21 protein-coding genes are annotated in these 22,563 nt (G+C 43.6%); 16 read left to right on the top strand and 5 right to left on the bottom strand.

Annotated elements, in window-relative coordinates; translation table 11 throughout:
• Positions 1 to 107: 107 nt before the first annotated feature.
• The gene (locus F6K46_RS00610; RefSeq protein ID WP_293050888.1) at positions 108 to 986 is read left to right on the top strand and encodes a hypothetical protein; all 879 of its coding nucleotides are present in this window, start codon (positions 108 to 110) and stop codon (positions 984 to 986) included.
• Positions 979 to 2,061, top strand: coding sequence for a pentapeptide repeat-containing protein (locus tag F6K46_RS00605; protein WP_293050891.1), 1,083 nt, complete (start codon positions 979 to 981; stop codon positions 2,059 to 2,061). Before F6K46_RS00610 ends, F6K46_RS00605 begins: the two co-directional genes overlap by 8 nt.
• 142 nt (positions 2,062 to 2,203) lie before the next feature.
• On the opposite strand, the gene F6K46_RS00600 is transcribed toward F6K46_RS00605, so the two are convergent.
• Positions 2,204 to 2,512: a hypothetical protein gene (locus F6K46_RS00600; RefSeq protein WP_293050894.1), complete on the bottom strand. Its 309-nt coding sequence runs from the start codon at positions 2,510 to 2,512 to the stop codon at positions 2,204 to 2,206.
• 417 nt (positions 2,513 to 2,929) lie between these two features.
• Here F6K46_RS00600 and F6K46_RS00595 point away from each other — a divergent pair, with 417 nt between their 5' ends.
• The 3 genes from F6K46_RS00595 (at position 2,930) to F6K46_RS00585 (ending at position 3,731) form a co-directional block, all read left to right on the top strand.
• Positions 2,930 to 3,112: a hypothetical protein gene (locus F6K46_RS00595; protein WP_143727535.1), complete on the top strand. Its 183-nt coding sequence runs from the start codon at positions 2,930 to 2,932 to the stop codon at positions 3,110 to 3,112.
• A 173-nt stretch (positions 3,113 to 3,285) separates the two neighbouring features.
• Positions 3,286 to 3,471 carry a hypothetical protein gene (locus F6K46_RS00590; protein ID WP_070392097.1) on the top strand — a complete coding sequence of 62 codons (186 nt, stop codon included), beginning with the start codon at positions 3,286 to 3,288 and terminating at the stop codon, positions 3,469 to 3,471.
• Positions 3,468 to 3,731 (top strand): hypothetical protein, encoded by a 264-nt coding sequence (locus tag F6K46_RS00585; RefSeq protein ID WP_075898159.1) that lies wholly within the window; start codon positions 3,468 to 3,470, stop codon positions 3,729 to 3,731. Before F6K46_RS00590 ends, F6K46_RS00585 begins: the two co-directional genes overlap by 4 nt.
• A gap of 92 nt (positions 3,732 to 3,823) precedes the next feature.
• On the opposite strand, the gene F6K46_RS00580 is transcribed toward F6K46_RS00585, so the two are convergent.
• Positions 3,824 to 8,098: a caspase family protein gene (locus tag F6K46_RS00580; protein WP_293050908.1), complete on the bottom strand. Its 4,275-nt coding sequence runs from the start codon at positions 8,096 to 8,098 to the stop codon at positions 3,824 to 3,826.
• A 146-nt stretch (positions 8,099 to 8,244) separates the two neighbouring features.
• Between F6K46_RS00580 and F6K46_RS00575 the strand changes: the two genes are divergently transcribed.
• Positions 8,245 to 8,700, top strand: coding sequence for a hypothetical protein (locus tag F6K46_RS00575; protein ID WP_293050911.1), 456 nt, complete (start codon positions 8,245 to 8,247; stop codon positions 8,698 to 8,700).
• Here F6K46_RS00575 and F6K46_RS00570 read toward each other — a convergent pair.
• Positions 8,680 to 8,853 (bottom strand): hypothetical protein, encoded by a 174-nt coding sequence (locus F6K46_RS00570; RefSeq protein ID WP_293050914.1) that lies wholly within the window; start codon positions 8,851 to 8,853, stop codon positions 8,680 to 8,682. The genes F6K46_RS00575 and F6K46_RS00570 overlap by 21 nt on opposite strands.
• A gap of 387 nt (positions 8,854 to 9,240) precedes the next feature.
• Between F6K46_RS00570 and F6K46_RS00565 the strand changes: the two genes are divergently transcribed.
• The 3 genes from F6K46_RS00565 (at position 9,241) to F6K46_RS00555 (ending at position 11,837) form a co-directional block, all read left to right on the top strand.
• Complete coding sequence (locus tag F6K46_RS00565; RefSeq protein WP_293050920.1) at positions 9,241 to 10,671, top strand: hypothetical protein; 1,431 nt, start codon at positions 9,241 to 9,243, stop codon at positions 10,669 to 10,671.
• Positions 10,672 to 10,710: 39 nt separating this feature from the next.
• Positions 10,711 to 11,301, top strand: coding sequence for a hypothetical protein (locus tag F6K46_RS00560; RefSeq protein ID WP_293050923.1), 591 nt, complete (start codon positions 10,711 to 10,713; stop codon positions 11,299 to 11,301).
• 278 nt (positions 11,302 to 11,579) lie between these two features.
• Positions 11,580 to 11,837 carry a hypothetical protein gene (locus F6K46_RS00555; protein ID WP_293050926.1) on the top strand — a complete coding sequence of 86 codons (258 nt, stop codon included), beginning with the start codon at positions 11,580 to 11,582 and terminating at the stop codon, positions 11,835 to 11,837.
• Here the strand turns inward: F6K46_RS00555 and F6K46_RS00550 are convergent.
• Positions 11,834 to 15,469, bottom strand: coding sequence for an NB-ARC domain-containing protein (locus F6K46_RS00550; RefSeq protein WP_293050929.1), 3,636 nt, complete (start codon positions 15,467 to 15,469; stop codon positions 11,834 to 11,836). The two genes, F6K46_RS00555 and F6K46_RS00550, sit on opposite strands and share 4 nt — an antisense overlap.
• An 801-nt stretch (positions 15,470 to 16,270) precedes the next feature.
• On the opposite strand from F6K46_RS00550, the gene F6K46_RS00545 reads away from it, so the two are divergent.
• The 3 genes from F6K46_RS00545 to F6K46_RS00535 all read left to right on the top strand — a co-directional run bounded on the left by F6K46_RS00545 (position 16,271) and on the right by F6K46_RS00535 (position 18,739).
• The gene (locus F6K46_RS00545) at positions 16,271 to 16,807 is read left to right on the top strand and encodes a helix-turn-helix transcriptional regulator (RefSeq protein ID WP_293050932.1); all 537 of its coding nucleotides are present in this window, start codon (positions 16,271 to 16,273) and stop codon (positions 16,805 to 16,807) included.
• A gap of 186 nt (positions 16,808 to 16,993) precedes the next feature.
• Positions 16,994 to 17,467: a helix-turn-helix domain-containing protein gene (locus tag F6K46_RS00540; protein ID WP_293050935.1), complete on the top strand. Its 474-nt coding sequence runs from the start codon at positions 16,994 to 16,996 to the stop codon at positions 17,465 to 17,467.
• 333 nt (positions 17,468 to 17,800) lie between these two features.
• Positions 17,801 to 18,739: a nucleotidyltransferase domain-containing protein gene (locus F6K46_RS00535; RefSeq protein ID WP_075898173.1), complete on the top strand. Its 939-nt coding sequence runs from the start codon at positions 17,801 to 17,803 to the stop codon at positions 18,737 to 18,739.
• Here the strand turns inward: F6K46_RS00535 and F6K46_RS00530 are convergent.
• Positions 18,693 to 18,875, bottom strand: coding sequence for a hypothetical protein (locus tag F6K46_RS00530; RefSeq protein WP_293116687.1), 183 nt, complete (start codon positions 18,873 to 18,875; stop codon positions 18,693 to 18,695). The genes F6K46_RS00535 and F6K46_RS00530 overlap by 47 nt on opposite strands.
• Before the next feature lie 112 nt (positions 18,876 to 18,987).
• On the opposite strand from F6K46_RS00530, the gene F6K46_RS00525 reads away from it, so the two are divergent.
• The 4 genes from F6K46_RS00525 (at position 18,988) to F6K46_RS00510 (ending at position 22,393) form a co-directional block, all read left to right on the top strand.
• The gene (locus F6K46_RS00525) at positions 18,988 to 19,746 is read left to right on the top strand and encodes a nucleotidyltransferase domain-containing protein (protein ID WP_293051033.1); all 759 of its coding nucleotides are present in this window, start codon (positions 18,988 to 18,990) and stop codon (positions 19,744 to 19,746) included.
• A 132-nt stretch (positions 19,747 to 19,878) separates the two neighbouring features.
• Positions 19,879 to 20,493 (top strand): hypothetical protein, encoded by a 615-nt coding sequence (locus F6K46_RS00520; protein WP_293051035.1) that lies wholly within the window; start codon positions 19,879 to 19,881, stop codon positions 20,491 to 20,493.
• A 262-nt stretch (positions 20,494 to 20,755) separates the two neighbouring features.
• Positions 20,756 to 21,331, top strand: a complete 576-nt coding sequence (locus F6K46_RS00515; protein ID WP_293051038.1) for a Uma2 family endonuclease — start codon at positions 20,756 to 20,758, stop codon at positions 21,329 to 21,331.
• A 294-nt stretch (positions 21,332 to 21,625) separates the two neighbouring features.
• On the top strand, positions 21,626 to 22,393 hold the full coding sequence (locus tag F6K46_RS00510; protein ID WP_293051040.1) for an SDR family NAD(P)-dependent oxidoreductase: 768 nt from the start codon (positions 21,626 to 21,628) through the stop codon (positions 22,391 to 22,393).
• The last annotated feature ends 170 nt before the right edge of the window (positions 22,394 to 22,563 follow it).

Raw genomic sequence — 22,563 nt, 5'->3', positions numbered from 1 at the left:
AGGAAGCAGCTAATATGCAAGAGGCAAGAGGCAAGACCTAAAAAAAAATGTGTACCTCATAGCTATGATAAACGCTAGAGTATTTACTTGAGCAATCCGTGTAGGAATTGTGGGAATTTTGGATCGTAAGTTTCCTACTCCCTACTCCCTACTCCCTACTCCCTACTCCCTGTTCCCTATTCCCTATTCCCTATTCCCTTTGCTATTACATGCCTCCACCAGAGCCTAAGAATAAATGCCTAGATTGCTTAGGGATGAAATTGGAAGGAACGCTGATTCCGCCAAACAAACAAAAACGTAAGTTTTGGCAAAAACCCTCTAAAATCCCGCAGATTAATTTATACCTAACCATTCAATTTAACCAGCACTGGGAAGAGTTGCTCGAAGGTCGTGTTAAATTTGGACTCAAAGGTGGAGTACTGCGCCTTCATCTCCAACATGGTAATATCCCCTATGAATTCCGTGAGCTTGGTGGTTATATTCAACTGGCAACAGTAGGTAATCAACAGTCATCATGGCCTAATTGTGATCTCAAGCAGCGTCCAACAGACTCTAATGCCAACAGGGAAAAAGGGGGAAGTAATGTTACTCCAGAAGCTACCCAATGGCAATTCCACGAGAGATGCCAACCAGAATCTCAACCAGAATCCCACGAGACCGATCAAGTTTCCTGGTGCCACATTACCAATCAAGTTTCGGGGGAAAATCCTGCCTGGATTTTTGAAGAACAGAAGGGCAATGGTGTTTTATTTGGTTGCCTGAATCGGGTAAAGCTAGCAACGGTGAATGTCACTGCTTTACCCTGTCGTATCCAAGCAATCTTTGAAGTATCCCAGCGAGATATTTGTCTAACTGAAGTTGAGGGGTTGTGGTCTAATAACCTTACCCGCAATAAAACCGTTGTGCTGAACAGACTGATTGTGGAACATTTGTTGGTAAGTAAATTTAAGCCCTATCTGTCTCGAGTGGAATTGCAATATGGGTGAGGAAAAATCTCAACCGATTCTGCTCAGCCTGATCAAGCGGGTTGTAGTGGCAGAAACAGACAATCTTGAGCAGTTGACTGCAATGGTTGGGCTGAATCTGGCTGAGCACTTCACTGCAGCTGACTTAAGTTACACTGACCTCAGCCAAGCTAGGTTGATTGAAGCGGATTTCAGAGGAACAGATTTCCGGGGGGCTAACCTCCAAGGTGCCAACTTCTGTAATGCTGACTTGAGGGGGGCTGATTTCAGGAGTGCCAATCTAAGCATGAGCGACTTCAGGAGTGCTAATCTCCAGGGGGTAAGCCTTGGTGGTGCTGACCTGAGGGGGATACGATTAGATGGTGCTAATCTCAGGGATGGTGACCTCAGTGGTGCTGACTTGAGGGGAGCTGACGTCAGGAAAACTGACCTCACTGGTGTTAATCTTAGCGAGGCTAAATTGGGAGGTGCTTACCTCCAGGGGGCTAAACTCAGGGGGGCTAATCTGGGTAATGCGATTTTGAGCAGAGCTAACCTTCAGGGGACTAACCTGATCCGTGCCCACCTGGGGGGGGCTGACTTGAGGTGTGTTGATTTATCCCATGCTAACTTAAGCTGTGCTGAGCTTAGTGAAGCTAATCTCAAAGGTGCGAAACTGAGGGGAACTAATCTTAAAGGTGCTGATTTAAGTTTAGCAGATATGACCCAAGTCTGCCTGATTCGTGCTAATTTGAGTTATGTCCATCTGATTCGTGCCAACCTTCGCAAAGCTGAGCTGATTCGTAGCGACTTAAGTCACAGTGATCTCAGGGGAGTTGATCTTCAGGGAGCTGACTTGAGTTTGGCTATCTTTGAAAATGCTGACCTTAGGAGTGCTAATCTCAGAAGTGCGAAGATGAATCTTGCTGAGTTAGATGGTGCCAATTTGAGAGGGGCTGATTTTAGTCATGCTGAAATTAGGGGGGCAAAAGTGAAAGGGGCTAGGTTCGCTAAAAATCGAGGTATTTCTAATCATATGAAACGGGTGTTGATGCGCTTAGGGGCAATTTTTGAAGATGACGACCGCGATAGCTCTACGGTGATTATTTCTCGTTAAGTTTAGTAAGCATTCAGCTAAAGCGCTACGCGCACGCTTCGCGAACAGTTATCAGCATTCAGCGAATAGGGTGCGTTAGGCAAAGCTAACGCACCGACATGATTGCGATCGCGAAGCGGTTACGAAGGAACATCGCATTTCTTCACGCAACGTTATCCCCTGAGGTACGTAAGGGAATTAGAGGCAGCAGGGGACACAAGGGAATCAGAGACAGGTTTGAAGTTTCAGTCTTAGCAGGCTCGGGTGCTTGGAAAGGTTCCTCAAATTGCTCAAAGTGCATTTCGGAGACTGGTTGCTGTAACAATTTTTTTAATGCAATTTGCGGTGGGATTTCAGCAATATCTTCTTCGAGGATTTGATTGAGCTTAATTTTGTCTTCTATTTCCAGAGTAGTAATTGCTTCAAGAAGAGACTCGAAAGGAATTAGCCTTTTGAAAGCAGCTTGTATCATATTTACCTTCCGGGATTATGTTTATATGATTACTTAAGTTACTATAGTAGCCCCAATTTACCTTTGTGGTAACGCGAGTTTATGTTTATTAACATTTAATGACAAATTCTGATTTTAACTTATGATATTAACTGTTGACTATTTTATCAAAATATGTTTAATCCAGCCATAAAATTTTCCTAGCTATCGTTATTGTCAACAGATCAGGACATAGTATGAAAATCACCAAAAATGTAGTTAAACATACTATTAACCATGGTAAACCAGTTTTTACTGGCTTTATCAACAGGGATTATATGATGTCGGTATAATTACTCTAATAAAAATCTCCCCATCGCCCCATCTACCCATACTTCCCATACTTCCCATACTTCCCATCTGCCTATTTGCCTATTTGCCCATCCCCCTATTAAACAAATGCTTACCTGTTTTATTCAAAACCTGAAAGGTAAGCAGTCAGCAGTCAGCAGTCAGCAGTCAGCAGTCAGCAGTCAGTTTAAAATAAACCTCGTTCCTAGCACAGGCTTTGGCCTTGGCCTTTGGCCACGCTACGCGAATGGCCACGCTGTGCGAACGACGCTCTCACTTGACTCAGATTAAACTAATGCTTACCTCTTTTATTCAAAAGCTGATCACTAATCACTAATCACTAATCACTTATAGCTGTTCGCGTAGCGTGCGCGTAGCGCATTCGCTGATGGCTGACAGCTGACGGCTGAATGCTTACTTTGGGAGTAAAATCACCAACATCCCTATAACTTCGGTCGGGTGTGATGGAACCAACAGAAGCACAATATCTAATTCTCAATGCTTTGGATACCTTAGGTTTACTAGAAAATACTGTTTATGACCAAGACAATGGCATTTGGTACATCAGCACTGCCAGCCTTCTGCTGCCCTTTGCTATGCTTTTACCAAATGGTGAAATTACCCCGATTACACCTGTAGCCGAATTATGAAGCCCTTAAGTGAATTACAACAACAGCAATATCAACGAATGATAGAACTCTCCACTCTGGCTCGTCAGCGATATCTGGACTCCGGAGGAGATCCAAACCGAGCCTCAGGGAGTCTACACAATGAAAATTATATGACTGCGGAAGAACAGCAGGAATTCTTGATATTAGCTAGGGCACTTTCCGGGATTTATACTAATAATGGTTATGTTTACTGTCAAGGGCGGTCTTGGAAATTACCGGAAGTGTTGAATCAGGAATAAGGGGAGAATGTGGGTAAAAGCTACCCCTGCTCCCTACTCCCTGCTCCCTATTTTCTTCCCTGCTCCCTGCTCCCTGCTCCCTGCTCCCTTCTTCATTTAATACCACAAATTTCCCTTAATTCTTCTTCGTCTTTATGAGTGACTAGGTAATCATGGAGCCAATCACAACTCTTTGCCACTAAATCACCTAAATCGAAATTCCATAAAATTACAGTGTTGTCTGCACTAGCAGAAGCAAGAGTCTGGCCATCTCGGCTAAAGACCACGCTATTGACCCAATCGCTATGTCCGGTGAGGGTTTGCAGGTGTTTGCCTTGGTGATTCCATAGTTTCACCGTCTTGTCCCAACTAGCAGAAGCAAGAGTCTGGCCATCTCGGCTAAAGACCACGTTATTGACCCAATCGCTATGTCCGGTGAGGGTTTGCAGGTGTTTGCCTTGGTGATTCCATAGTTTCACCGTCTTGTCCCAACTAGCAGTAGCGATAGTCTGGCCATCTGGGCTAAAGGCCACGCTAGTGACATTTGCTTTGTGTTCGGTGAGGGTGTGCAGGTGTTTGCCTTCTCGATTCCACAGTTTCACAGTCTTGTCCCAACTAGCAGAAGCGATAGTCTGGCCATCTCGGCTAAAGGCGACGCTATTGACAGGTTCGCTATGTCCAGTGAGGGTGTGCAGGTGTTTGCCTTCTCGATTCCACAGTTTCACCGTGTTGTCATCACTAGCAGAAGCGATAGTCTGGCCATCTCGGCTAAAGACCACGCTATTCACCCAATCGCTATGTCCAGTGAGGGTGTGCAGGGGTTTGCCTTCTCGATTCCACAGTTTCACCGTGTTGTCATCACTAGCAGTAGCGATAGTCTGGCCATCTGGGCTAAAGACGACGCTATTCACCCAATCGCTATGTCCGGTGAGGGTTTGCAGGTGTTTGCCTTGGTGATTCCATAGTTTCACCGTCTTGTCCCAACTAGCAGTAGCAATAGTCTGGTCATCTCGGCTAAAGGCGACGCTAGTGACATCTGCGCTATGTCCAGTGAGGATGTGCAGGTCTTTGCCTTTGAGATTCCACAGTTTCACGGTGTTGTCCAAACTAGCAGAAGCGATAGTCTGGCCATCTCGGCTAAAGGCCACGCTAGTGACAGGTTCGCTATGTCCAGTGAGGGTGTGCAGGGGTTTGCCTTTGAGATTCCACAGTTTCACGGTGTTGTCCAAACTAGCAGTAGCGATAGTTTGGCCGTCTGGGCTAAAGGCGACGGTTATGAGATATTGGCTATGTCCGGTGAGGGTTTGCAGTACTTTGCCTTGCAGATTCCACAGTTTCACGGTGTTGTCCAAACTAGCAGTAGCGATAGTCTGGCCATCTGGGCTAAAGGCGAGACTAGTGACATCTGCGCTATGTCCAGTGAGGGTGTGCAGGTCTTTGCCTTTGAGATTCCACAGTTTCACAGTCTTGTCCCAACTAGCAGAAGCGATAGTCTGGCCATCTCGGCTAAAGGCGACGCTATTGACAGGTTCGCTATGTCCAGTGAGGGTGTGCAGGTCTTTGCCTTTGAGATTCCACAGTTTCACGGTGTTGTCCCAACTAGCAGTAGCGATAGTCTGGCCATCTCGGCTAAAGGCCACGCTAGTGACAGGTTCGCTATGTCCAGTGAGGGTGTGCAGGGGTTTGCCTTTGAGATTCCACAGTTTCACGGTGTTGTCAAAACTAGCAGTAGCGATAGTCTGGCCATCTCGGCTAAAGACGAGGCTAGTGACAGGTTCGCTATGTCCAGTGAGGGTGTGCAGGTGTTTGCCTTGTAGATTCCATAGTTTCACGGTGTTGTCCAAACTAGCAGAAGCGATAGTCTGGCCATCTCGGCTAAAGACGAGGCTAGTGACAGGTTCGCTATGTCCAGTGAGGGTGTGCAGGTGTTTGCCTTGTAGATTCCATAGTTTCACGGTGTTGTCCCAACTAGCAGAAGCGATAGTCTGGCCATCTCGGCTAAAGGCGACGCTAGTGACAGTATCAGTATGTTTATCCAGGCTATTATACTGGTTGACGCCATAGAGAGATTGCTGCAACTTAGCGATCACTTTTATTCTAGTATCACCTTTTACCCTTTTTGCCTTTTGGAGTTTTCCTACTGCCCTTAAACTCTCTTTTAGAGCATCAAAGGCTTGCTTTGAGGTAAACAAGAGTTCTGAAGATTGATTCAGGGCTTTAATTTCACTTTCTTCTGCCTTTCTCGCCTGCTTACGAGACTCCAATCCAAAAACCGTTGAAGCAACTGTCCCCAATACCAACACACCAATAAACCCTACCGCTACTAACCTGCGGTTACGGGTGATTTGCTTGTGCTTGTGACGGCTAACCTCAATATACTCCTCGGCCAACCCATTCAACATCCCCAATTCACCATACTTTCTTAAATACTCCTGGGCTTCTACCAACCTCCCCCCTTGCAACAGTAGACCCGCATCATCGCGCTTCTTTCCCTTCTCCTGCCATTCTTCTGCCGCCGCTTCCAGCTTGCTTTCGATCACCATCGCTTCTGTGTAAGTCTGCTTCCATTCCACCAACCTTCCCCAGTGGCGAATTAAGGCTTCATGAACTACATCCAAAACCACATCCTTGGAATTTTCCTCATGGCTTCTGGTAATCAAGCGGTTGTCTGAACTGGCTAACTTCTGGCTAACAGCATCAAGCAGTTCTAAACTGTGGTGAGAATTGACTAACTGACCGAGGCGTATTCGTCTACGGGTATCGAGAGTATCTCCCAATTGAGTTAATTCCAAGAACAAACGCCTAGCCACATCTTGTTCTTCCGGCAAGAGACGATCAAATACCTGATTTGCCCTCTTTTTCAGAGTTCCCTCAATTCCTCCTAACTGTTGATAAGTCTCTAACCGTAAAAACCTTTCCTGCTGCTGTCTTGACTGTTTCCATAATTCCGTCAGAGTATATTGGAGCAGGGGCAGACTGCCTGGATAATCTTCGACATCGTTAATCAGTTGCTGTTTTAATCTGCCCTCAATTCCCAATCCTACTAATTCAGCCGGTAGTGCGATCGCTTCTTCAATTTCCTGACGGTTCAAGTGTTCAACATTGATTAATGGTCTATTAATCTTCTCTACTAATTTAGGATACTCTTGCAGCCACCCCCGAAAGTCAGAGCGCATGGCAATTAACACAATTAGATTGTCTTTCTTCTCGATTAATTCAATTAAATCGTTAAAAAATTCCTGGCGTTGCTCAGGTTGACTCATAGTGAAGCACTCTTCAAACTGGTCAATAATCATGACCACCGGAGTAACACTAGAATTCTCTGGCTGCTTCTGCTCGCCCTTCCCCTTTTCCAGCACTTCCTGTAACCTTTGCTTTGGTGCAACACCCGGAGTGAAAGGTTCTAGATAATGCCAGCGATCGCTTCCAACAATTGCCTGCCCTAACTTCAGCTGATACAACAATCCAGCTCTGAGTAAGGAAGACTTGCCACTGCCGGAAGCCCCTAACACTACCAGCAGACGCTCTTTAGTTTTAACTCGCTCAATTAACTGCTGGGTCAACTTAGAGCGACCGTAAAACACCAGAGCATCTTCTGGTTTAGCGGTAAAATAAGACAGAGACCGATAGGGGCATTTATCCTGAAAGCTCGGTTTTGGAAACTGGGTAGTCAGTAGAATGGCTTGTGTTGAGTTAGCGATTAAAGGACGTTGTCCAGTCCTTGACATCCGCTGCTTAATAAACTCTGCCAAATTATGACTAGTAACAATACCATCCGGGTGATTTTCCGGATTCAACCCTGCTAGTAACTCCCTGGTAAATACTCCTTGTTTATGGCTAATCTCTACTCCCGGTTCATAGGAACGAGTAGCAGTAATCAAGCAGTAAATTTTCTTTTTTGGAATAAAGTTTAGTAACTCGCCACTGTAGCAACAATCTAACCAAATCACTACCTGTTTGACTGGACTAGTTGCGATTTGCTCACCTAACTCCCTTAGAGGATAGCCATAAATTCCCTGATGAGGCTTAGCATCACTAGTCACTAAGAAAACTTGCTCAATCCCATCCACCTCTTGTCTACAGCCATGGCCTGAAAAGAATAATAGGGCTGTTTCTGGGGATTGGTTGGGAGCAGGAGGATTAAACAGATTTGCTACTGCTTCCCTTAATTCCTCTAATCTTACCAGTCCTCTGCTTGATAGTCCCCTTGCTCCTTTTTGGGTAAACCCCATCGGTAAGTACTGAATCCGAAACGGTTCATAGCCATACTGCTCTAATCGTTGAGCGACATTTTTCCCATCTTCACCAGCAACGGTCAGGTGGTTAAAGGTTGTCGGTTTTGGATAACGGTTAATCCCAACGATTAGGGCTTCCCATTCCAGTGTCATTGGAGCGAGGTTCTGAATTTTTATTAGGATAACATATCTATGGCAATGTCGAGCACTCTGCTAAGCCTTTCTGGAATGCGCTTTCAGGTCGTGTATCAACATATAGATATATCTATATATATAGCTGGAAGTAGTGGTAGTGGCTTATGAATACCAACAAAACCCTATTAGCTTTTTTACTTGCTCTGAGCGATTTAGACACACCCTTGAGTAAAGCAGAAAACAAGATGTTAGCCGAAATTGGCGATCAACTTGATGCCCAACCTCTGGCCTGGGAGAGGTATACCAAACCCAAGCTGCTAGAGATGATTGCAGCCAATCCTAAGTTAAATCAACGTTACCAAAGCTATTACAAGCAACTTGACACTACGGTCGATATTCCCCCAGACTATATCCCCACAGAAGCGGAAATTCAGCCAGTCAATACACCTAGCCGTACCTCGATCATGAGAGGACATAAACCTAAGTCATCACCCACAAGCTATGACCAACAAATTAATAATATTGTGATTGTTGTCAGTCGTACAGAACAGCCAGAAGCAGCTGTGAAACAATTACCCTTGGAAAAACTTAAACAGTTTTTAGGGACTTCTAAAAAGTAAAGTACCCAATTTGGAAGTCGGGAGTCGGGAGTCGAGAGTCGGGAGTCGAGAGTCGGGAGTCGGGAGTCGGGAGTCGGGAGTCGGGAGTCGAGAGTCGGAGTCGGGGGAATAAAATTGAATGTAGCTCGTAAGTAGGATCAACCCTAGACTCATAAATTTGGTATGATTAGTTCCTGGGAGTTTCCTTAACTAACCGTGCTAACTAGTCAATCCAATTAACGTTAACTAAAGTACAACGGTTTTAATATTACAGCGTTTTTCATAACTATTAGGTACATAGGATTTTTGGCGTTGCTGATTCTGGGTATGGTTTCGCCCCCCTAACCCCCCAATTCTGGGGGGAATAAGACGTTCAAAGTCCCCCAAAGTTGGGGGATTTAGGGGGCTTTAACAAAACCAGATGATTGCGCATTCATTCCTTAATTCAGCAACGCCGGATTTTTTCCCTGTTCCCTGCTCCCTGCTCCCTACTCCCTACTCCCTACTCCCTGCTTCCTAAAAGAATAATTTGTACCTCACCCAATTGATAAGAGTGCTATAGTGAGCGATCTAATCTTTCCAACTCTCGATTTATTTTTATATGATTTACGAGATGCTCTCAACCTCACTGAAGCTGAGAAGCAAGAAAACCAAGCTAAGTTCCGAGCTAAACTGCCAGCAGATAGTAAATTATTCGATCCTGATCTAGAAACCAAATATTTAGAACTACTCCCTAGAAAAAAGTACTATGACTTTACGACAGCCAACAATACCCTAGAAGGGTACTACTATCCTGTCCGCTTAAATGATACCTATGGCTTGCAAATTGATTGTTCCATTAACAATCAAACTGACCCCCAAACCCCTGACTGTTTTGCCAGACTCCGAGCAGAAATTGAATGGAGATTACAAGGAGAAAGGGCGACCCTAGGGCAAACTTGGATGCTTTCTGGATGGTTAGCAAAAACGTCGAGCAAAAGCTATGAATACATTGCTCAATCCTGTTATCAGGTTTTCCATGCAGCGGCCAATTGGTCACAAGATTTACAGGGAGAATCAACACCAGAAAGTTCTAAAAAACAGGACAAAGATGCCAAATCTGGTGATAAGGTTTTCGATAAAGGGGCGAATTGGTCACAAGATTTACATGGAAAAGGCAGCTTATTTGGTGGTGAAGTTTTTGAGCTGTGGCGATATCAACCCCTGAATCAGGCCAACTGCCATGTAATCATTATGATCTTTCCTGACCAAGCAAGTATGGAAAAGGCAGCGGAGTTGTATACTGATTGGATGGGTCTGTTTAGTTATAGAAACAAAATTTTATGGGCTTACAGCCAAAGTCGCTTAATCAAAAATTCATTGGTAGATTTCTATAAGCAGGCTGAAGAAAATCAGAGACTTATCAGTGACCAAAACTCTTCTGGCTTTAGGGAGCAAACCATAGCCGCAAAACTGGATGATATTCAAAAGTCTTTGGATAATTATACCCTAGATTTGCCTAAACTAAATTTTCAAAACCAAATTATCGAGATTAATTTATTCAATTATCAAACCCGTTTAGACATCATCAACCAAAAATGCCAAAAATTAGGTGCTGATAATAATCTGAAGTTTTTAGAAACGTTTAGTAAAGAAGTAAAGCAAAATTACCTATTGCAGGTTACCAAAGACTATAATACTATGGCGCTAGGATTACGGCTACTAGAGGCGAGGCTCAATGCCATCCGTAGTCAAATTGAGCTGGAAAAAGCAGAACGCGATCGCACTTTTCAAAATATAGTAACGGTAGTTGGTGCGGGCACAGCGGTTACAGCTTTAATGGATTTTGAAGCGAAGCAATGTGAGACTGTATCCAAGATTATAAAACCCTTGGAGAAAAGTTGTAGAAACCCTTTGATCAATAGTGTGATAGTACCAGTTGGGCTAATCCTGATCTTTGGAGTAATTGCTTTGTGCTTGAAAAAAATCTTATCAGGTATTAGGTTGGGTTGAACTGAGCTCTTGCACCATTGTTTAATCCTTTGGTGGGCAGTGCTTACCAATGGGCTCTGGCTAGTCAGTCAATTTAACGGATGCACTGCCCACCCTACATCTGTTCCCGACTTTTGGTGGGCAGTGCTTACCAATGGGCTCTGGCTAGTCAGTGAATCTCACGGATGCACTGCCGACCCTACATCTGTTCCCGACTTTTGGTGGGCAGTGCTTACCAATGGGCTCTGGCTAGTCAGTGAATCTCACGGATGCACTGCCGACCCTACATCTGCCCACCCTACATCTGTTCCCTACTGGTGGGCAGTGCTTACCAATGGGCTTTGGCCAGCAAATGAATCTAACGGATGCACTGCCGACCCTACATCTGTTCCCTACTGGTGGGCAGTGCTTAGCAATGGTCTCTGGCTAGTAAGTGAATCTAACGGATGCACTGCCGACCCTACATCTGTTCCCGACTTTTGGTGGGCAGTGCTTACCAATGGGCTCTGGCTAGTCAGTCAATTTAACGGATGCACTGCCGACCCTACATCTATTACTGCCGACCCTACATCGGTTCTAAGTTATCCGGACATGAGATTAATCCTATGGTGGGCAGTGCTTACCAATGCTCTGGCTAGTCAGTCAATTTAACGGATGCACTGCCGACCCTACATCTGCCCACCCTACATCTGTTCCCTACTGGTGGGCAGTGCTTAGCAATGGGCTCTGGCTAGTCAGTCAATCTCACGGATGCACTGCCGACCCTACATCTGTTCCCGACTTTTGGTGGGCAGTGCTTACCAATGGGCTCTGGCTAGTCAGTCAATCTCACGGATGCACTGCCGACCCTACATCTCTACATCTGACAAGGGTAGGTTTTTTACATTTGGGCGAGTACGTACTGGCTAGAGGTAGAAATTTCTCAAAATATGTCGGAAAATCATCAAGAATTTCCACCGATTACCGACCCATCTCCCGCTCTTCCCCTCCTGGTCGGGGTGTCGGGTGGGTTCCGATTAGCCATTACCGATTACCCATTCCCCATCACCCATTACCCATTACCCATTACCTATTACCCATTACCTATTACCTATCTCCAAAGTAAAAAACCTACCCCTGTGAGCATCTCTACATCTCCCGACTCCCGACTCCCGATTCCCGACTCCCGAGTTTTGCAACAAGTCTAATCAACTGCTCCCAACGCTTTCAGGGACGTCATCGTTGCTTTTGTTAAACCAGTAACACCAGCTATATTCATCCCCTCATAGGGTCTAGGCACTCTCAGGGTTTTGATACATTGACCCGTCTCGATATCCCAAAACTTAATTGTGCCATCATTGCTGCTACTGGCCAGCATTAAACCATCTCGACTGAAAGTAACAGACCATACCACATTAGTATGGCCATGGAGAGTTTTTAAACATTCACCTGTCTCAACATCCCAGAGCTTACAGGTTTTATCATAACTACCACTAGCGATTAGTTGACTATTAGGGCTGAAAGCCACTGAGCGTAAGCGATGGGTGTGTCCGCGCAGAGTGTTGAGACATTCACCAGTGCCAACATCCCAGAGCCTTAGAGTGTGGTCTTCACAGCCACTAGCGAGAATTCTGCCATTTCCACTAAAGACAACGGACTTGATTATATTCCGGTGTCCCTGCAAAGTACTCAAACAGTCACCGGTGTCAACATCCCAGAGTTTAACGGTTTTGTCTTCACTGCCACTAGCAACAATTGTGCCATCTGGACTGAAAGCCACTGACCAGACCAAATCTGTGTGTCCTAATAAGGTCTGGAAACACTCACCGGTGCTAATATCCCAGACTCTTACCCTATCGTCATTATGACCACTGGCTAAGATAGCTCCATTGGGACTAAAGGCGACTGAAAGTACCCACTTCGGTCCGTGGAATGTATTGATGCATTCACCAGTGCTAATATCCCAGAGTCTTAGGGTTTGGTCTTTAGAGCCACTGACTAAGATTGTACCATCTCGACTGAAGGCAACAGAAAATATCAAATTGGTATGTCCTCGTAAGGTATCGAGGCATTCACCGGTACCAACATCCCAAAGTCTGACGGTTTGGTCTTCACTGCCACTGGCGAGAGTTGTGCCATCTGGACTGAAAGCAATAGACCATACGCCATTGGTATATCCTCGAAAGGTGTTGAGGCATTGACCAGTGTTAATATTCCATAGCCTTACGGTTTGGTCATCACTACCACTTGCTAAGGTTACGCCATCTGGACTGAAAGCCAATGACCATACACCATTAGTATGTCCGTACAACTTATTGAGGCATTCACCGGTGCTAAGATTCCATAGCCTTACGGTTTTGTCATCACTACTACTGGCGAGAGTGGTGCCATCTCTACTAAAGCCAATTGACCGTATGCTTTTTGTATGTCCCCGCAGAATCTCAAGGCATTCACCGGTGCTAAGATTCCATAGCCTTACGGTTTTGTCATCACTACTACTGGCGAGGGTGGTGCCATCGGGGCTGAAAGCCACTGACCTGACCTGCTGAGAGTGTCCTTGTAAGGTGCTGAGGCATTCACCTGTATCAGAGTCCCAGAGTTTGATAGTTTTATCTTCACTGCCACTAGCGAGAATGGCACCATCGGGACTACAAGCTACGGCTCTTACGGTCTGGGAGTGCTCTGGCAAGGTGTTCAAGCATTCACCGGTACTAACATCCCAGATTCTAACGGTCTTATCGCCACTGGCACTAGCAACAATTGTGCCATCTCCACTGAAAGCAACTGACCATATTCTACTCCTATGTCCTCGCAAGGTGTGGAGGCATTGACTGGTAGCAATATCCCAGAGCCTGACGGTTTGATCTTCAGAGCTACTAGCCAAAATCTGAGTATCTTCACTGTTACCATCATCTAGCCTAGTAAAGGCCAAAGACCATACCCAACTGGTGTGTCCCTTCAAGGTTAAGTGGTATTGACTATCGGCAATTTGCCACAGATGAATCTTGCCCATGCTATCACCTGCAGCCAAAAGCTGGCCATCGGGGCTAAATGCTACTGACAAAATACTACCAAAGGGTTGAGTAAAAACTGATTTAGCGATGGTAGCATTAGCGAAGTTTACATCTAGCAACTCTACCCCCTGAAGGTAAGCTTGCAAAATAGTGAGATTAGAAAAATCATAACCCCTTAAATCAGTTTTAAGTTGGCAGAGCAGATTAAGGATATTACCGGCTACATAGCCTACCTTTAGCACCAAGTCTTCTCTTATCTTTGAAAGACTACAATTTAGGGTTTCTTCCAGACGACCTTGACTAGTCAAACTAGCGATTAGCCGATCGATTACTGGTTTGAGGAGCAGAAGGGATTGAGCTTCCCGAAGGTACTGTTTTGCCAAAGCCTTCAGCAAACAATGAGAATTAAACAGAGCTATTTTATCTGTGAGTATTTCCTGACTAACCTGCTCAATGACTTTTTCAGTCATGTACTCGATCAGGACAGGTTGCAGGGTAAAGCCTGCTGAACTTTTTTCCAAAGGTAAACGTCTTTGCAGGGATTGCAGTGTTACTGGTAACTGTTGTTTAGCGACTGGTGAGAGGATATCCTCTCGGAGTTGGGCAAGGGAAACAGCTTCCCGATTAATTGCTAACCAGTAAAGAATGTCTTTTTCGTAGTCTGATAAGTGCTCAAAGTGCCAGGTTAACACTTCACGAAAGTCATCGAATACGGGTTTTCCTTCTGTTAAAAATTCGCCAATATTACCCAAAAATACTTCATCAATATGCTTGGCAACAATTTCTAGGGATAAAGGATTACCGTTGTAAAATTCAATCAGTTTTTGCCATTGCTGATCTGAACCAGAGAACGAGGCAATGGAATTAAATATTTTCTTGCCATTTACAACATCAAAACCGCTTAATTCCAGGCAACGAACCGGTCGTGTTTTGCCTTCAAGTCTGGCAATGGCGTGGGGCTTCTCTCGGCTGGTGATCAACAAGCAGCTTTGATGGGAGACTTCTCCAATTTGTCGAAACAGTTGCTCATACTCCTCATATCCCTCTCGATATTGCCCAGGCTTGTCACCACCTTGTAGAATTGATTCCACATTATCCAGGATTAGCAAACACCGATGCTCACGCAAATAGTGAAGTAGTCGTGATAGTTGAGCATCTAGGGTGTCTGGTAAATGGGTTTCTACCTGGTTGGAGAGAAATTTGATGATATCTTCGAGAATTTTTATAATGGGAGGAGCATTAAGTAGCGTACGCCAAATTACGTACTCAAAGTCATCCTGAATGCCATGGGCTAGCTTGAGGGACTGATCAGTTTTGCCAATTCCCCCCTTACCTAGCTTCAGGGAGAGTCCAGTTTTACCAATTCCACCCATTCCTAGAATTGCCACAACTCGGCAACGATCATTGAGAATCCATTGCACTAGGGTAGCTAATTCTTCGGTACGTCCAAAAAAAACTGGCACATCCGGCGCTGCTGACCAATCTACTCGATTTGGGGGGATTTTAGCGGTTGTCTTTTGGATTGAGGACTTAGGGAGGTTGTTCTCAATCACATATTCCCAGTTAAGTCCTAAAACTTGGCAAAATACCTGGAAAACTTGGGCATTAATCGGTTTTCCTTGCAAGAAGCGTTTCCAAGTAGCTAGGGAGACACCAGGAGCATAGATTTCTTGCAACCCATACTCGGAGGATGCCCAGTCGATATCTGGATTTAAGATCTTACTCGCCTCGACCAGCCATCTGTGATCCTCTATCGTCCATCCCTTTCGGTTTCGATACTGTTTAATTGTTAGTCTTCCCTGTCGAGATGCTTGTAAAGATGGCAAAATCTCACCTCAGCTATAGGATTTACAAATAGGTCATGAACAATCTTGCTCATGTCTCATAACATCAAAAACGCTTTGGAGCTCTTTCGTACTATTCCCTGTTCCCTGATCCGAAGTTCCCTGTTTCGACGGGTCCGCTGTTTACATTTCAAATAAAAATGCATACTATATTAGAATCAAACCAATACCTAAGCTCAAGGAAATCGCAGCTAAACTCTGGTAAACGCCCTTAGGCATATTCCAGGTCTAAGAGGCTATTTTAAAGGTGTTGGATCCTACTCGTACATACCCCCCTAACCCCCCAAAGCAAGGGGGTAAGTGGCTCAAAGTCCCTCAGATTTCCGATAATGATCGCTGATGCCAAACATGTGTTACTTCTCAAACATCCTCGCGACCCAGAGAATCTTAATGGGCTACGCCCACGCTACGCGATGAAGCTTTGCTTCCGCTAAGAGCGATCGGAGCCTCTGTCAGTAGACATACTCCTAAAGTAAGTGACAAGATCCCACCAACACTTAGGTTCGCTTTCCCCATTAAGAATTAAATTCCACACAGGTCGCACCTCAGGAAACCTCTTCACAATCCTGTTCACAATTCTTTGCTACTTGATGTGTTAATAATTCAAACTAGAGCCAGGTGAGAGCTCGAAATTATTATACTTTATTATACCAATTGTCAAGTGCCAATTTTGGATCATCTGTTGTGATCAGCAGCTGATCCAAACCTGATCCAAAACTGTGTCTAGCAAAGGCTGGGCAAATTCGGAATTCTGGATAATGTGTAATTCAGGTAATGCTAGTCATGGCACAAACAAGATCAGAACCCCCATTACTGATCCAAGCAATCCTTGAGGGGTTTGTGGATGGGGTGCTGATTCTAACTATTAACCAAGATTGGTTTCATGCCAATGAGTGTGGACGTCGAATGTGTTCTCAAATCACTCAAGGTAGGTCACAGATAAATTCTATCCCTGACCAAATTTGGCGAGTTTGCGAATCATTAATTGATAGTCGTGAGTGGTTTTGCGATCGCAAACTAATTATCGAAGCTGAAATTAAAGTAGATAAGTCAGTTAACTTTCGGGTTAGGGTTAGATGGTTAACGTTAGAATTATCCCCAGAACCTTACCTCTTAGTCACCCTAGAAGATCAAAGTCAATCTTCTCAAAATTCCGCTAGCACTGATGCGCTCAAATATGGGTTAACGCCTCGCGAACAGGAAATTTGGTCACTTAAAAAAGCCAACTTTACTTACCGAGAAATTGCCCAGCAGCTATTTATCAGCATCAATACGGTTAAGAAGCACTTGAAAAATATTTACGCTAAACAAAAATACTAATTTTTTATTGCCAAGTATAGCCTTAATTGTTTAATTTTTTGGATATTTTAGGGTTTTATAAATCAACTAATGATCGGGGATAATTGATTTGAATTTATAATTACTATTCAGTCTAGTAACGATCATATAACCCAATATAACTAAGTTTAAATAACTCAAAAATCAGAAAAAATTTTAAAAAAAACTATGTCAAATAAAGAAAATAAAAAAAATCAAGATTTAAATGAGTGGATTAAGAGGAATCCAGATTCAAGAGAATTAAAAAGAGCGCTAGCTGTAAAATTTGTCATAGATGGCTGGAACTATCAATCAATATCCGAAGCTTTAAATGTATCAAAAAGCTTTATTAGTAAATGGAAAAAACGATTTAATACAGCGGGAATAGAAGGATTAAAATTATCTTATAAAGGGGGGAAAGGGTTTTTGAGCAAAAAAGAAAAACAAGAAGTTATTGATTGGTTACACAAACAATCTGACTGGAATTTATATGACTTAAAATTTTATTTATTTGAGAAATATGATGTAGTTTTTAAGTCTGCAAGTAGTTATTATTACTTGCTAGCAGAAGCCAAGAATAATTTACAAAAAACAAAAAAAAATTATCCTGATAAAGAAAAACTATTGGATAACTTGCTGCATTGCTTTTACCATCAACCCTAAGATAAGCTGGTCTTCATTTAAATTTGATGGTTCTGACAGCTGGGGAACTGGGGAGCTGGGGAGCTGGGGAGCTGGGGAGCTGGGGAGCTGGGGAGAGGGTTTGACGGTTTTTTTATAACTGAATAATACCCAATTTCAATGCGCAACAGCTTACAGCGGTTTTCAATTCGGTCAGGTACAAATGTCTGGGTTTTAGGGGTCTTCGGATCAGGGCATAGAGAAATAATTTTGTGTACTTAATAGTTATTAAAAAGGCTGTATTTTAGTAAAAAATGCTATAGTAGTTTAATAGATTAAACTTGTACTAGGGTTTATACAAAAAACTTATAATAAATGAATCCTCACCTAATCTTGCCAGTCGGTACCCAAGTTGTAACTCGTGTGGCTGTTAAAAACTCTGCGGGTGAAACATTATGTGTACCAGGAGCAGTCGGTGTAATAGTAAAAGCACCAACAGATAATTCCCATGGGTATCGGGTGCGTTTGTCTAATGATAGGGAGGTTACCCTACCTCGCCATGAATTTAGTATTCGTAAACACTTCCAAAAAGAAGGGTTACAGCTCTCGGAAGACTTACTCACAGAGTTAAATTTATATGATCATGTTATCTACCGCTGTGTAGTAGGGTCGAGAGCATTTGGTCTGGATGATGAAAACTCTGATACAGACAGACGGGGTATTTACCTGCCACCAGCTGTGGTTCACTGGTCTTTGTATGGAATTCCGGAACAGTTAGAAAACCACGAGACTCAAGAGTGCTACTGGGAGCTTCAAAAGTTTATCATTTTGGCACTGAAGGCTAATCCAAATGTGTTGGAATGTCTCTACACACCACTAGTGGAAACAGCCACTCCCCTAGCCGAGGAATTGCTAGGTATTCGAGATATTTTTCTGTCTAAGTTGGTTTACCAAACCTATAATGGCTATGTGATGTCCCAATTTAAGAAAATGGAGCAAGATTTTCGGACTAAAGGAGCAGTTCGATTAAAACATGCTATGCACTTAATCCGTTTATTGCTCTCAGGGATCACAGTCCTGAAAGAGGGATTTGTACCAGTGAAAGTTGAGGCGTATCGGCAACAACTCCTAGCCATCCGTCGGGATGAAATGCCATGGGAGGAGGTTACTGCTTGGCGATTGAGCTTACATCAAGAGTTTGATGCTGCTTTTGCTAACACCAATTTGCCAGAACGTCCGGATTATGAAGCAGCTAATGGGTTTTTGATTAAAGCACGTCAAAGTAGGGTTTATGGCAAAGGAAACAGGGAATAGGGAATAGGGAATAGGGAATAGGGAATAGGGAATAGAGAACCAAAATTATCACAATTCCTACACGGATTGCTATAGTTATACAGCGTTTTTCATAACTATTAGGTGCCCTTGACCCATTAATAATTAAATTCGCCACGGGTCACACCTCAGGATTTTTTCCTCTTTCCTCTTCTCTGTTCCCAGATCCGCTGTTCCCTGTTCCCTAAAACCCAGGAATCTGTACCTGATACAATTAAAAACTGCTGTATATGAATTTAAACCAAAAACTACTATCTGTAATTTATACTCAACCCCATCCACTGTTATTTGCTACCCTCAGTGGAGCGCATTTGTATGGTTTCCCTTCACCGGATTCTGATTATGATTTCCGTGGGAGCCACATTCTCCCAGTGCAGAAGGTTATAGGACTGGAGCCGGGACCGGAAACGATTGAAGTTTCAGAAATTCGGGATTCCATAGAACTGGATCTAGTCACTCACGATATCAAAAAGTTCTTTGAGATGCTGCTGAAAAAGAATGGTTATGTCTTAGAGCAGCTGTACTCACCCCTAGTGATTCACACTACACCAGAGCATGAGGAATTAAAAGCGATCGCAAAACAATGCATTACTCGCTACCATGCCCATCATTATCTAGGATTTTCCCGAACCCAATGGAAACTGTTTCAAAAGATGAGTCCATGTCGTGTCAAACCCTTGCTTTATGTCTATCGGGTGCTGTTGACTGGTATCCATTTAATGAAAACTGGGGAAATAGAAACTAACTTGGTTAAGCTCAATGAGGTGTTCCAGTTACCTTATATTCCCGATTTAATCGCTCGGAAGCTAGCAGGAGCAGAAAAGTCTGTATTAGAAGATACAAATTTGAATTTTCATGAGGGAGAATATAATCGTCTACAGAGTCAATTAGAGGAAGCGTCTGAGTCTAGTTGGTTACCAGAAGCACCATCCGCTAAGGATGCGTTGAATGATTTGCTCTGTAGATTGAGAATGGCAAATTTAAAGTGAAATTGCCATAGTAAAGGGAACAGGGAACAGGGAACAGGGAGCAGGGAGCAGGGAGCAGCCAGGCAGGGAGCAGGGAGAAAGGAATAAAATTTCTATAAAATGCTATAATAATAATTATAAATAAATTTTTAAATGAAAGTAAAAAAATTAGCAATTCCTAGTATTATAGTCGGTCTGCTTGTACTTGGTTGTGCTAGTGAAACCCCAGCAGATAAAACCCAGCCTCGGAACGTAGCAGGAGATTGTGGTGAACGCCAATGTCAGGAAGTTTTAGCTGACCTTGGCGATAGTTTTCCTGAACAAATAGCTGAATGGGAAAGGGAGTGTAGTGATAGCAAATATTTAAATTTAAAGGTTTTTCAGAATCAAGGACAACCCCAGCGAGTCAGTTTTTTTTGTTGGGATAAACCCTTAGGAAATGGCAATCGCACTGGTACATGGTTAGGGGTTTTGCCTTTAGTAGCCAATGATTCTACGTTTGTGAAGCCATTAGTTTGCTCTAACTCTGACCAACAGTGCCAGAAAGTATTGCCTCAATTACGCACAAATGCTCCAGAGCTAGTTCAGAAAACAGAATTTAAATGCGCGACCAAACAAGGGTCTCTATTTTTGAGAGTTTTTGAGCAGGAAATCGATATTCGTTGCGGTTTCTTTGCGACCTCTGTTTGGGATGAAAATGGCGATGGTTTAGTGGATAATGAAGACCCAGTTAGTGTTGATATTTCAGTGGGTAATTTTAAACCCTAAGGTAAGCGGTCAGCGGTGAGCTAAAAGCTCACGCTACGCGAACAGCGGTGAGCTAAAAGCTCACGCTACGCGAACAGCGGTGAGCTAAAAGCTCACGCTACGCGAACAGCGGTCAGCTTGCTTAGAAAACTAAGGCTAATTTAGTATAATATCAAAAAATCCTCCCAGATCTTTACTACTGTTGCCTATTCCCTATTCCCTATTCCCTATTCCCTATTCCCTATTCCCTATTCCCTCTCCGAAATTGCTATAATTATTAATTATGACTGCTCTTATTCTCAACATAGCTCCCACCATTGAACTAACTGATGAACAGTTCTTCCAACTCTGTCAGGACAATAGAGATTTACGTCTTGAGAGTACCAGCAAGGGAGAACTAATTATCATGCCACCAACGGGATGGAAAAGCGGAAACCGGAATAGCCGACTGACGCAACGTTTGGGTAATTGGGCTGATAGTGATGGAACTGGATTAGCGTTTGATTCCTCAACGGGGTTTAGGCTTTCTAATGGTGCCAATCGTTCTCCTGATGCCTCCTGGGTAAGGCGAGAAAGATTAGAAGCCCTTAATCCAGATCCTGCTAAATTCTTACCAATGGCTCCTGATTTTGTAACGGAACTCCGCTCTGCTAATGACAGCCTCAAGACGTTGCAGGAAAAAATGCAAGAGTACATGGACTGTGGTGTACGTCTAGGTTGGCTAATTGACCCTCAAAATCAACAGGTAACAATTTATCGCCCTGGACAGGATAGGGAGGTTTTGCAATCCCCAAGTAGCTTGTCAGGAGAGGATGTATTGCCTGGATTTGTGCTAGATTTGGCACAAATTTTGAGCTAATGTTGTTTGTTATAGCAATTCTACGACTTGTGAGGTATAAATTTATGGTTTTTAGGGAGCAGGGAGCAGGGAGCAGGGAGCAGGTAAGAGGTAAGAGGGAAAAGGGAAGAGGGAAGAGGTAAAAAATAATTTGTACCTCATAGCTACGAGAAACGCTATAATTTAAGCGTTACAATCCTATCAGGATAATTCCTCTTAACAAAAATCTGCCCTATCTCCGCAAACTTCCCAAAATTCCCCCTACTCCCTACTCCCTACTCCCTACTCCCTACTCCCTACGCGGAGCCCTAATAAATGTCTATAGATGGAATTAACAATGCCAATGCTTTGATTATCGGTTCCAGTGGAGGTATTGGTCTGGCTTTTGTCAAACAATTGCTGAAAGATGAAACGTTTACCAAGATTTATGGCACTTATCGTCATCGTGATTCTAGTTCAGAATTAATTGCCCTTGCAAACAACTATCCTAATCGATTAGTTTGTCTATCGATGGATATTACTGACGAGTTGCAAGTATCTGAAGCTGTCAAACAAATTAGTGTAGGGATAGACAAACTCCACTTAGTGATCAATTGTGTTGGATTGCTTCATGACGGCAGCTTACAACCAGAAAAAAGCCTGAAACAGATTAATTCAGAACACTTGATCCGTTACTTCCAGGTTAACAGTATTGGAGCAGTGCTGCTGGCTAAACATCTTTTACCATTATTCCGTCATAGCGATCGCAGTATTTTTGCTAGCATTTCTGCCAAAATTGGCAGTATTGGTGATAATCAACTGGGAGGATGGTATGGCTATCGAGCATCGAAAGCAGCGTTAAATATGTTTATGCGAACGGTGGCAATTGAATACAGTAGAAAAAGTCCTCAAACTATCGTTGTCACGTTACATCCTGGTACAACCAATACGCGCCTTTCTAAACCCTTTCAAAAAAATGTACCTGCTGATAAGTTATTCCCAGTAGAGCGTACTGTTACTCAACTACTGGGGGTAATCGAAAAGCTGGATAAAGGGGATAGTGGAGAGTTTTTTTCCTGGGATGGAAGCAAGTTACCTTGGTAAGCTATCAGCGATCAGCTATTAGCGATCAGCGATCAGCGATCAGCGATCAGGGATCAGCTATCAGCAATCAGCGATCAGTTATCAGCTTTTGAATAAAACAGCTAAGGATTAGTTTAATAGTCACAAAAGTCTTTTCAAGACAAGAGGTAAGGATTAGTTGAATAGTCACG

The sequence above is a fragment of the Moorena sp. SIO3E8 genome, from assembly GCF_010692445.1.
GTDB classification, from domain to species: Bacteria; Cyanobacteriota; Cyanobacteriia; order Cyanobacteriales; family Coleofasciculaceae; genus Moorena; species Moorena bouillonii.
Note: the sequence above shows the minus strand (reverse complement) of the source record. Positions and strands in the feature narration are given on the sequence as shown.

Coding starts and splice junctions, on each gene's coding strand:
- F6K46_RS00605 (WP_293050891.1), top strand. CDS start 979: ATGGGTGAGGAAAAATCTCAACCGATTCTGCTCAGCCTGATCAAGCGG.
- F6K46_RS00600 (WP_293050894.1), bottom strand. CDS start 2,512: ATGATACAAGCTGCTTTCAAAAGGCTAATTCCTTTCGAGTCTCTTCTT.
- F6K46_RS00595 (WP_143727535.1), top strand. CDS start 2,930: ATGCTTACCTGTTTTATTCAAAACCTGAAAGGTAAGCAGTCAGCAGTC.
- F6K46_RS00590 (WP_070392097.1), top strand. CDS start 3,286: ATGGAACCAACAGAAGCACAATATCTAATTCTCAATGCTTTGGATACC.
- F6K46_RS00585 (WP_075898159.1), top strand. CDS start 3,468: ATGAAGCCCTTAAGTGAATTACAACAACAGCAATATCAACGAATGATA.
- F6K46_RS00580 (WP_293050908.1), bottom strand. CDS start 8,098: ATGACACTGGAATGGGAAGCCCTAATCGTTGGGATTAACCGTTATCCA.
- F6K46_RS00575 (WP_293050911.1), top strand. CDS start 8,245: ATGAATACCAACAAAACCCTATTAGCTTTTTTACTTGCTCTGAGCGAT.
- F6K46_RS00570 (WP_293050914.1), bottom strand. CDS start 8,853: ATGAGTCTAGGGTTGATCCTACTTACGAGCTACATTCAATTTTATTCC.
- F6K46_RS00555 (WP_293050926.1), top strand. CDS start 11,580: ATGTCGGAAAATCATCAAGAATTTCCACCGATTACCGACCCATCTCCC.
- F6K46_RS00545 (WP_293050932.1), top strand. CDS start 16,271: ATGGCACAAACAAGATCAGAACCCCCATTACTGATCCAAGCAATCCTT.
- F6K46_RS00540 (WP_293050935.1), top strand. CDS start 16,994: ATGTCAAATAAAGAAAATAAAAAAAATCAAGATTTAAATGAGTGGATT.
- F6K46_RS00535 (WP_075898173.1), top strand. CDS start 17,801: ATGAATCCTCACCTAATCTTGCCAGTCGGTACCCAAGTTGTAACTCGT.
- F6K46_RS00525 (WP_293051033.1), top strand. CDS start 18,988: ATGAATTTAAACCAAAAACTACTATCTGTAATTTATACTCAACCCCAT.
- F6K46_RS00520 (WP_293051035.1), top strand. CDS start 19,879: ATGAAAGTAAAAAAATTAGCAATTCCTAGTATTATAGTCGGTCTGCTT.
- F6K46_RS00515 (WP_293051038.1), top strand. CDS start 20,756: ATGACTGCTCTTATTCTCAACATAGCTCCCACCATTGAACTAACTGAT.
- F6K46_RS00510 (WP_293051040.1), top strand. CDS start 21,626: ATGTCTATAGATGGAATTAACAATGCCAATGCTTTGATTATCGGTTCC.